This window comes from Halalkalibaculum sp. DA384, from assembly GCF_043951955.1.
Classification (GTDB): domain Bacteria; phylum Bacteroidota; class Rhodothermia; order Balneolales; family Balneolaceae; genus JAMQKA01.
The window spans coordinates 1-481 of record NZ_JBINJE010000120.1 but is presented as its reverse complement, the minus strand read 5'-3'; the positions used below and the strand labels follow the sequence as shown (position 1 = coordinate 481).

At 46.2% G+C, this 481-nt stretch carries 1 protein-coding gene and 1 pseudogene; both read left to right on the top strand.

Annotated features, from left to right (window positions below; all coding sequences use genetic code 11):
• A partial coding sequence (locus ACG2E4_RS18525) for a hypothetical protein (protein WP_395277516.1) occupies positions 1 to 207 on the top strand: 207 nt, incomplete at its 5' end.
• Between the two features lie 71 nt (positions 208 to 278).
• A pseudogene (locus tag ACG2E4_RS18520) lies at positions 279 to 481 on the top strand (hypothetical protein); the annotation flags it as partial.

Below are 481 nucleotides of genomic sequence, written 5' to 3'. Positions count from 1 at the left end.
AAAAATCCAGAGCAAACCGGCCAGGATGATGTTCCCGTACAAGGCGCAGAGTTGTCTGAGGATGGCAAAACGATTCTGATTCAAATCTCGGATCAAGATCTGCAGCCCGTTGATCAAATGCGTATTCAACTGACACTGGAGTCGGTCGGTGGCAGGCAGTACGCCGACACGATCTACCTGACGATCCATAAGGTGCCGGGAAAGTGAGCTTTTTAAGAGTAGCAAAACGTAAAATTACATTACACTGTAATGATCCTCAGAAAAAAACCGGACTTCATATGAATAACTCCTGTTACCGCAGTTGGGGTACTTCTGTTATACTGCTAATGCTCGTGGTTTTTTACACCTCCTGCAACCGCTCTCAATCGGAGGATTACTCAGGGAAACCCAATATTGTCTTTATCATGAGCGATGATCACTCCTACCAGACTTTGAGTGCATATGACGATCGATTTATCGAGACGCCCCACCTGGATCGCAT